The following is an 8477-nucleotide window of genomic DNA, read 5'->3' as shown; positions in this document are numbered from 1 at the left end:
CGTTCTACCCCGGCTACCGTTATCATATATCGATATAAAAAATGGTCAACCAGAAATATTTTCTGGCTGACCTTATAATACGATCGGGCGCGATTCTGTAACAAGAATCACGCTTGTTTTCGTTAAAGGGCCATTTAATTGAATAACACTTCTAAATTTAAAATGGGGTTTTATGTTAATATTGATGTGTTTTTGGTCAAATATATAACTTTCAAGTAAACTTAATAAATACTAAAAGGTTGCTAAAAGTTTTTGTTGGTTTCTTTATTATGAAAATGAACGATTTTCCCCAGTTAGTCGTATTACATATAAATCATTATTGTATGGAGTAGATCTCATGGATGAAAAGGATTTAATTCGAAAGGCGAAAAAAGGGGATACATTGGCTCTTTCGATACTGCTACAACAGAATTATTCGATCCTCGTAAAGTATTTAATGAAAGTTACCCTTCATCCACAAATCGCAGAAGATTTAACACAAGAGACGATGATGAAGTGTATTGAAAAAATCCAACTATATAATGGTGAATCTAAGTTTTCCTCATGGCTCATCACAATCGCAACGAACCTTTTTATTGATCAACAGCGTAGAAAGAAGCGGGAGAAAAATTGGCTAGAGCAGGAAAAAGCGCTCCGAAAAATGAAATGGAATGCAGCCAATATGAACGAAGAATGGACTGATGTACTTGATGTACTTGCTCAGATTAATGAAGAAATACGTATGCCAATCGTATTAAAGCATTATTACGGATATTCATATGAGGAAATTGGAAAAATGATGGGTATTGCAGAAGGAACAGTAAAATCTCGAGTTTCAAATGGTCTAAAAAATGTACGAAAGGAGTTGGCTGAACTTGAAGGAGTATGATTCTAAAAATAGTAATTCTATGTTGGATGATGAAGATGAATTAACGGTTAAGCAATTAATAGATGGTTTAGAAAAACTGGATCAATGGAATCCAGTATCTACTCCAAACTTACAATGGTTTCAACAAAATGTTGAATTAGAGAAAAAAAGAATACGAAAAAAACAATGGAAAGACCTCCTCACGTTTATCTCTGTTGCAGTATTTGTGCTTTCGGTTGGGATTGCTGTCGTTTATCGTCAGCCAATTCTTATTCTTTATTTTCAGCTTGTGGGGATTATCTTATTGCCCTTAGCTCTTAACAAAACTAGAAAGAAGGTCAGTAATGAATGATCTCAAACAAACTAAGTAGCACACCACTTTGGTTATGCGTCGTGATTGCATTCATTCTGATTTGTCAGAGCTCATGGATGTTTTGGGATGCACGGAAGAGGGGACACAATGCTTGGCTATGGGGCTTTTTAGGCCTTATTACATTTCCAACGTATCTTATTATCTATCTTATTTTTGCAAGAAAAATATTTAAAAGAAAGGTCTCAGGTTCAAATTCCTGAGATTTTTTTTATTTATTTTTTCGTAAGTGAACGATTAGTCGAACGTAATCGTATTAAGGGTGAATAAACAATTTGGAGGAGGGAAACAAGAATGAACTGTTTAATAGAGTCTTATAGTAAATAAAACAAATATTGATATTTATATGAATCTTATACTGAAATCAAGGAGGTTACTTATGACAAAGCAAAAAAGTGTTAAAGGACTATTCATTTATCTCTTGCTTGGAATCATTGCATTCGTTCCCTTATATCTTAAGGTACTATCGACACTATCGACAAACCCGGCCCAATTAGAGCAAGCGAGGGAAATGATGGGGATTTCAGGATCACCTGAAATGTTAGCCTTACTTGGCACACTTCCCAATTATATTTTCTTAATCATTGCTCTTATTATAGGCTTTTTTACTGCTCATAAAGTTGGTTTAAAATCTGTGATTATGCACCCGAATGCTAGAGAAAAGCCAAAGTCAGAGTGGATAAAAGGTATTAAACTAGCTATCATACTCGGTTCGATTGCAGGAGTTGTTATAAGAGGATTCGATTATCTTTTATTCCCACTCTTGCCGGAGGGTCTAAAAGAACTAATACAACCTTATAATGCAATAGAATTTTTAGCAGCTTTACTCTACGGAGGGATTGTTGAGGAACTATTAATTCGTTTTGGGTTTATGAGCTTGTTGGTTTTTATTTTTTGGAAACTATTTGATCGAAAATCAGCAAAACCTTCGAACTGGGTCTTTATCCTTGCAATATTTGTTAGCGCATTATTATTTGCAATAGGTCACTATAGTGGAACTGCAAGTGTGACAGAAATGACCGCATTCATTTGGTTCCGAATGATCTTATTGAATGGTTTACCCGGCTTCTTCTTTGGCTGGATTTACTGGAAGCACAATCTAGAACTTGCGATGCTTGCACATATGTTTGCTCATATTGCTATGAATTTTCTAATGTTGATTGTCTCCTTTTTTATGTAAAAATATATATGGTGCATATATACTTTGAATCGTCAGCCAATTCTTATTCTTTATTTTCAGCTTGTGGGGATTATCTTATTGCCCTTAGCTCTTAATAAAACTAGAAAGAAGGTCAGTAATGAATGAACTCAAACGAACTAAGTAGCACACCGCTTTGGTTATGCGGCGTGATTGCATTCATTCTGATTTGTCAGAGCTCATGGATATTTTGGGATGCACGGAAGAGGGGAAACAATGCTTGGCTATGGGGCTTTTTAGGCCTTATTACATTTCCAACGTATCTTATTATCTATCTTATTTTTGCAAGAAAAATATTTAAAAGAAAGGTCTCAGGATCAAATTCCTGAGATTTTATTTTTTTATTTTTTCGTGAGTGAACGATTAGTCGAACGTAATCGTATTAAGGGTAAATAAACAATTTGGGGGAGAAAAATGAATGAACTGTTAAATGGCGGTAGAATAATTTGTATGGTTATTTATAATTCAGATGAAAGATGATAATTGATTTCGGAGTCTAACATAATAAATAGAACATAGGAGATGATGAATGTGCTAGTAGTAACAACAGAACACATTGAAGGGTATAAAGTTGTCGAAGTAAAAGGTTCTGTATTTGGTCTGATTGTAAGAAGTAGGGGGCTAGGCGGGGATATTATGGCGGGCTTAAAAGGATTAGTAGGAGGGGAAATCAAGCAATATACTGCCATGCTTGAAGATTCTAGAAAAGAAGCTATAGACCGTATGATTATGAATGCAAACGAAATGGGAGCGAATGCTATTATCATGATGCGATATGATTCTGGTGAAATGGGTAAAAACATGAGTGAAATTGTTGCATACGGAACGGCAGTTGTTGTGGAAAAGCTATAATGACGACATTTTTGGGGATAGGTATATATTTGATATTTCAAATTAGTATTGCTCTCGTTTGTATCTTACTTGGTTACTTTATATATGACAAACGATATAACCGCAATCATGGAAAGGAAGTTCCTAAAGGTTTTGAGGTAACGAATGAGGTGAATCTTGACCCTGTTACGGGTGGAAAAAAAAGAGTATATTATAATGCAGAAACAGGTGAACGATTTTATAGAAAAGAAAAGTAGTTTCACGAAATATCAAACCAAGTTGTACAAAAAAGGTACTGCGAATTGCAGTACCTTTTAATATGCTAATTAATTGTCTTTTTAACCTGCGATTTTGCTTTTTGTACTTCAAAACAGAACCCGTTACAATTTACCACTCCTTTTGTTTACGAAATATCAAGTGACTGGGGAATAGAGATTTCGGAATATATGAACCAAAAAACGTGTGCCGAATCAAAAGAGAAGCTAATTGAACTGTGTAAAATTATGGACAGTTACATTGATAAAGGTGATTATTTTGAACTGTATAGTTGTTGGGTCGGAGAAGAAGCTGATAAGCGGGAAGGTGAAATAACACTTCGGATCAATAACTTTGACATTGAACAGATAAAAATGCCTGAAAAAACGTTAGTGAGATTTGAAAAATGAGTTCTTCTTCAACTAACGTGGTGCTTTAGTTCAATAACAATTTTCAACAATCGGGCGCGATTCTGTAATAAGGATCAGCGCTTTTTTTCATTAAAGGGCCATATTATTGAATAAAGTGTATATAGAAAATTGTTATTGAATGAAGAGATTGTGAAAACTTTACTTAAACATCGCAGGTTAGTTGAAGAAGAATACGGTGAAAAATAGATATATTATTTATAAGGGTGAAGCTAATAACTTTCTATAGGTTATTTTTCTAGGACAGTTTTTCTTATTGGAGTGATATTCTAGATGGTAGGATAAGAAAGCGGATAGATCTATATATAGAACAAACAAGAGGGATTCTTCATTATGAAAAATTCCTTTTTTATGTGATTAAAGTAGCATCTTGAATTTTTAGAAAGCAAAAAAAAGTAAAAATAGTTGTTTAGCAAAAACGGAACAGCATCCCATTTTACAAATTGTTATAATGAATTCGCCATACAACAGAAGGTAGGGTAGTACATTGAATTATTATGATGACATTAAGCGGAGTATCAAATATATTGAAATGCACATTAAGGAAGACCTTAGCGCAAATGAGATTGCAAAACATGTCGGTTATTCTGTTTACCACTTTTGCAGAGTTTTTAGCTTGTATCAGGGAACCCCTCTTATGGATTATGTTCGTAAAAAAAGATTAGTTCAAGCTAGAGGAGAACTTCTATCTAACAGAAAAATCATTGACATCGCTTTTGATTATGGTTTTAAAACAGCAAGTGGATTTTCAAAAGCGTTTCGGAAAGAGTTTGGTTATAGTCCAACTGTCTATATTGCAAGAAACAATAGCTTGAACAGCGAAAATATACCGAAGATTGAATGGTGTAACATGAATCCTACCTTTACTAAAAAATCTGCTTTTAAGGTTGCTGGTTATGGAATCAAAACGAATATCTCAGCTGGGTATATGAAAGACGTTGCTGCATATTGGGATACTTATACTGGAGAAAATTTAGAGAGTAAAATGTATGAACAATTGAATCCACCAAAGCATGGAGAAGTTGGGATTTGCGTATCCTCGTCTGATGAAACTAATCTCACGTATTTGTTCGGCGTAATTGTAGATGATTATTTAAAGGTAACATCCGATATGATGACATTTGATGTTCCAGAAGCGGAATATGCAGTTTTCACAACTCCACCTGTTAACAATGTTGCAACAGCAGCAACATACGATGCAGACCCATTATCAGTAGTTGTAAAGGCAACATGGAAATATATTTTTGAAGAATGGTTTCAAGACTGTGAATATGTTTTTGATGAAACAAAAATAGACTTTGAATTTTACGATGAACGATGTCATGGTCTAGAAAATGCAGTAATGGAAATTTATGTACCAATAAAAAAGAAATCAAAAGTTTTGATTAATAAAATTGAGGTGCGACAGGCTTAATAATTCAATTAAAGTTATTCAAATATAATCTCGGAGGAAATAAAATGTTTAGTTATTATGGTGCATTATGTACGGAGGTTTATGATTTTACCAAACCCGTGGGGTATTCAATTGACGGTGATATTGAATACTACCTAGAACGATTAAAAACTTGTAAAGGAAGAGTTCTAGAAGCAGCAGTTGGATCAGGTCGTTTTATTATTCCATTGCTAGAGGCAGGATATATTGTTGATGGGATTGATTATTCTCCTGAAATGTTAAAATCTTGTCAAGAACGTTGTGAAGAACGAGGATATAAGCCGAATTTGTATGAAGCGAATTTAAAGGAATTTTCGTTGCCGTCAAATTACGAAGCTATTATTATCCCTACTGGTTCTTTTTGTTTGATTGAAAATCGAGAAGATTCTTTAGACGCATTAAAATGTTTTTATAAGCATCTTGTTTCAGGAGGTCGTTTAATTGTTGATCTTGAATTACCGTATGGTTGGAAAACAGGAGAGATCTCCACTTCAACATTTTCACTACCAAGTGGCGACGGGATTACGATGGAAAGCAAGTCGATGGAAATTGATTGGCTAAATCAAGTAACTGTATCCTATATAAAATATGAAAAGTGGAGAAAAGGAAAGTTGATTGAAACTGAATTACAAAAATTTGCAATGCGTTGGTATGGTATTGAAGAGTTCAAACTCATTTTAGAAAGTATTGGTTTTTCTGATATCTCATGTTCAGCTGATTATAATTATAAGAAGCAACCATCAAATGCGAGTCAAATCATTACATTTGAAGCAATACGTAAATAATATGATGGCAAAGTTACAAAGCTTTAGGTGTGTAAAAGAATTGAGCGTTATTTTTCGCTCAGTTCTTTTATTTAAATAAATCGAAAAAAATCATATCTTATATATACAGCACTTTTTATTAAGGGTTTTCTTATTGGAATCCCAACTAAAAGGAACTTTCTTTCTATCTTTAGCAATCGGGCCATTTAATTGAATAACTTCCTTAAGGAATTTTATGTAGTTATGTTGAAATATAAGTTGGATTCTAAAGTTATGTATTCAAACCGTGGACAGTTTGCTTTGATAAATACATTTGTTATAGATGTAAATCAAAAAGATCGAAAGTATTTTATCTCACCAATAGATGATATAACCTAAAGGCAGACCTATTTGTCTGCCAATTTTTTTTTATTTTTTTGTAACGAAACTTACATTACTTAGTCTTAACTATGAAGGGAGGTAGAAATGTGACGGAGTTTGAAGATATTTATAATCAATACTTTCGAGATGTTTACTCGTTTGTATTAATGCTAAGCCGAAATGAAAAAATTGCAGAAGAAATAACACAAGAAACATTTTTCAAGGCTTTAAAAAATATTGATAAATTCAAGGGCAATTGCAAACTCAATGTTTGGCTTTGTCAAATAGCAAAAAATACATACTTTACCTATCTCAACAAACAAAAGCGTTTTGATACAGATGATGAACCTGAACAAATAACTGAGAATAGTGTTGAAGCAATGTTGCTGAAAAAAGAAGAGAGTTTCCGTTTACATAAGGTAGTGCATCGCTTAGAAGAGCCTTATAAAGAAGTTTTTACGCTAAGAGTATTTGGTGAACTTTCCTTTAAACAAATAAGCGAACTTTTTGAGAGAACAGAAAGTTGGGCGAGAGTCATATTTCATCGAGCTAAAGGTAAAATTCAAGATGTACTAAAGGAGGAATTGAAATGAGTAAGGCATCCTGTGATATCGTGAAAGATTTACTTCCGTTGTATTATGACAACGTATGCAGTGGTGATAGTAAAAGAATGGTAGAAGAACACCTTGTTGACTGTCAAAGTTGTAAAATAGAATTAGATAGATTAAAAGTTGATTTTAAATTACCGGAAGAGGAAATCGAGATAATTAGAAAAGATAGTAATGTTATAAAGAATATTTCTTCTTTCTGGAATCGTTCAAAAGTAAAATCCTTTGCTATAGGCGTGATCATTTCTATAGTATTAGTTTCACTTATCTTTTTCGGCTATAATTATTTATTTCATTTGAATACAGTCAACGTTCCAACAAACGTCGTAGAAATATCGCAAGTAAGTCAATTGTCGGATGGCAAAATTGTTTATCATGTGGAAATAACAGATGGTTATGCTTTAAATGAAATCGTTTATGAGATGGATGATAACGGGAACTTTTATATGACCCCTGTAAGACCAATAATAAAGAAAAAAGCACACTCTCCATATGGATTGGCGAATGGTTATGATTTTTTTGATATTAAAAATATGGACTTGAATCCTAACGGTACAACGATAAAAGCGTTATATTACGGAACTCCAGAGGATAATATTTTAGTTTGGAAAGAAGGTATGGACTTGCCTCAAGCAAGCGAAGAAATAGAAAATATGTTTCACTTTGAATGAATATAGGTTGCTTTCTTCTTGAATTAACGAAGACTTTAGTCAAATAACGTTCTTCAACAATCGGGCGCTTTCCTGGAATATGGAAAGTGTTTTTTTTCATTAAAGGGCCATTTAATTGAATAAAATACAAGAATAAATTGGACGTGGGGATTGTGAAGAAAAGTACTTAAACTAACTGAGCAGTTTAGTTGAATAAACGCAGGTGCTTTTGTATTTTAATTTCAAATAAAGGGAATTAGTGTTAATATTAAAATGAAGTATCAATAATCTGAATAGTAATAGTACAACTGATATTAAGGTGGAGGTATAACTTATGAAATATATAAAAGGCTTATATGTATCACTCGCACTAATGATGTTAGTTATTTTGGTAAACACAACAATATTTGATGATGAATATTCAGGGATTGCTATGTTCGTTTGTTTAGGCATATTTATAATAGGAACAGCATTTTTTATAAATACCAAACAATTAAAAAATTATGATGTGTAAAGCTAGTTGCTAAACTAACGGGTGCTTTCCTTGAAGATCAAAGAGCTGTTTTAGACAGTTCTTTTTTCTTATTGTACTAACGAAGCAGCATTCCTGTTTGAAGGATGTTCGAGGTCTTGAAAGAAAAAGAGCCCTCTAGTATGATGCATGAGTGTCAACGACCATTGACCCATCATCAAACAAGGAGGACTCCTTTATGCATTCTAAATGGAATAATAAA

At 33.3% G+C, this 8477-nt stretch carries 11 protein-coding genes; all 11 read left to right on the top strand.

Translation table 11 applies throughout. The features are described 5' to 3' along the window. Positions 1-337 precede the first annotated feature (337 nt). The 11 genes from sigY to ACIQZG_RS23970 all read left to right on the top strand — a co-directional run bounded on the left by sigY (position 338) and on the right by ACIQZG_RS23970 (position 8257). A complete protein-coding gene (sigY, locus tag ACIQZG_RS24020) occupies positions 338-868 on the top strand; it encodes an RNA polymerase sigma factor SigY (RefSeq protein WP_402758608.1) in 531 nt (176 codons plus the stop codon). After that, positions 855-1199, top strand: coding sequence for a YxlC family protein (locus ACIQZG_RS24015; protein WP_402758606.1), 345 nt, complete (start codon positions 855-857; stop codon positions 1197-1199). Before sigY ends, ACIQZG_RS24015 begins: the two co-directional genes overlap by 14 nt. A 397-nt stretch (positions 1200-1596) precedes the next feature. After that, entirely contained in the window at positions 1597-2397 is an 801-nt protein-coding gene (locus tag ACIQZG_RS24010; RefSeq protein WP_402758605.1) for a CPBP family intramembrane glutamic endopeptidase, read from the top strand. A 549-nt stretch (positions 2398-2946) separates the two neighbouring features. After that, a complete protein-coding gene (locus ACIQZG_RS24005; protein ID WP_402758604.1) occupies positions 2947-3267 on the top strand; it encodes a YbjQ family protein in 321 nt (106 codons plus the stop codon). Then, positions 3267-3503: a hypothetical protein gene (locus ACIQZG_RS24000; RefSeq protein WP_402758603.1), complete on the top strand. Its 237-nt coding sequence runs from the start codon at positions 3267-3269 to the stop codon at positions 3501-3503. Before ACIQZG_RS24005 ends, ACIQZG_RS24000 begins: the two co-directional genes overlap by 1 nt. Positions 3504-3749: 246 nt before the next feature. Beyond that, positions 3750-3911, top strand: coding sequence for a hypothetical protein (locus ACIQZG_RS23995; protein WP_402758602.1), 162 nt, complete (start codon positions 3750-3752; stop codon positions 3909-3911). A gap of 550 nt (positions 3912-4461) precedes the next feature. Next, positions 4462-5343 carry an AraC family transcriptional regulator gene (locus ACIQZG_RS23990; protein WP_402758610.1) on the top strand — a complete coding sequence of 294 codons (882 nt, stop codon included), beginning with the start codon at positions 4462-4464 and terminating at the stop codon, positions 5341-5343. A gap of 44 nt (positions 5344-5387) precedes the next feature. Then, on the top strand, positions 5388-6146 hold the full coding sequence (locus tag ACIQZG_RS23985; protein WP_402758601.1) for a class I SAM-dependent methyltransferase: 759 nt from the start codon (positions 5388-5390) through the stop codon (positions 6144-6146). Positions 6147-6592: 446 nt separating this feature from the next. Continuing rightward, positions 6593-7078 carry an RNA polymerase sigma factor gene (locus ACIQZG_RS23980; protein WP_402758600.1) on the top strand — a complete coding sequence of 162 codons (486 nt, stop codon included), beginning with the start codon at positions 6593-6595 and terminating at the stop codon, positions 7076-7078. Next, positions 7075-7764: an anti-sigma factor family protein gene (locus ACIQZG_RS23975; RefSeq protein ID WP_402758599.1), complete on the top strand. Its 690-nt coding sequence runs from the start codon at positions 7075-7077 to the stop codon at positions 7762-7764. Before ACIQZG_RS23980 ends, ACIQZG_RS23975 begins: the two co-directional genes overlap by 4 nt. 313 nt (positions 7765-8077) lie before the next feature. Then, positions 8078-8257, top strand: a complete 180-nt coding sequence (locus tag ACIQZG_RS23970; RefSeq protein WP_402758598.1) for a hypothetical protein — start codon at positions 8078-8080, stop codon at positions 8255-8257. Positions 8258-8477: the final 220 nt, after the last annotated feature.

Origin of the sequence: Lysinibacillus sp. NPDC096418 (assembly GCF_044762775.1) — a bacterium.
Classification (GTDB): Bacteria; Bacillota; Bacilli; order Bacillales_A; family Planococcaceae; genus Lysinibacillus.
This window is presented reverse-complemented; position numbering and strand designations above follow the sequence as displayed.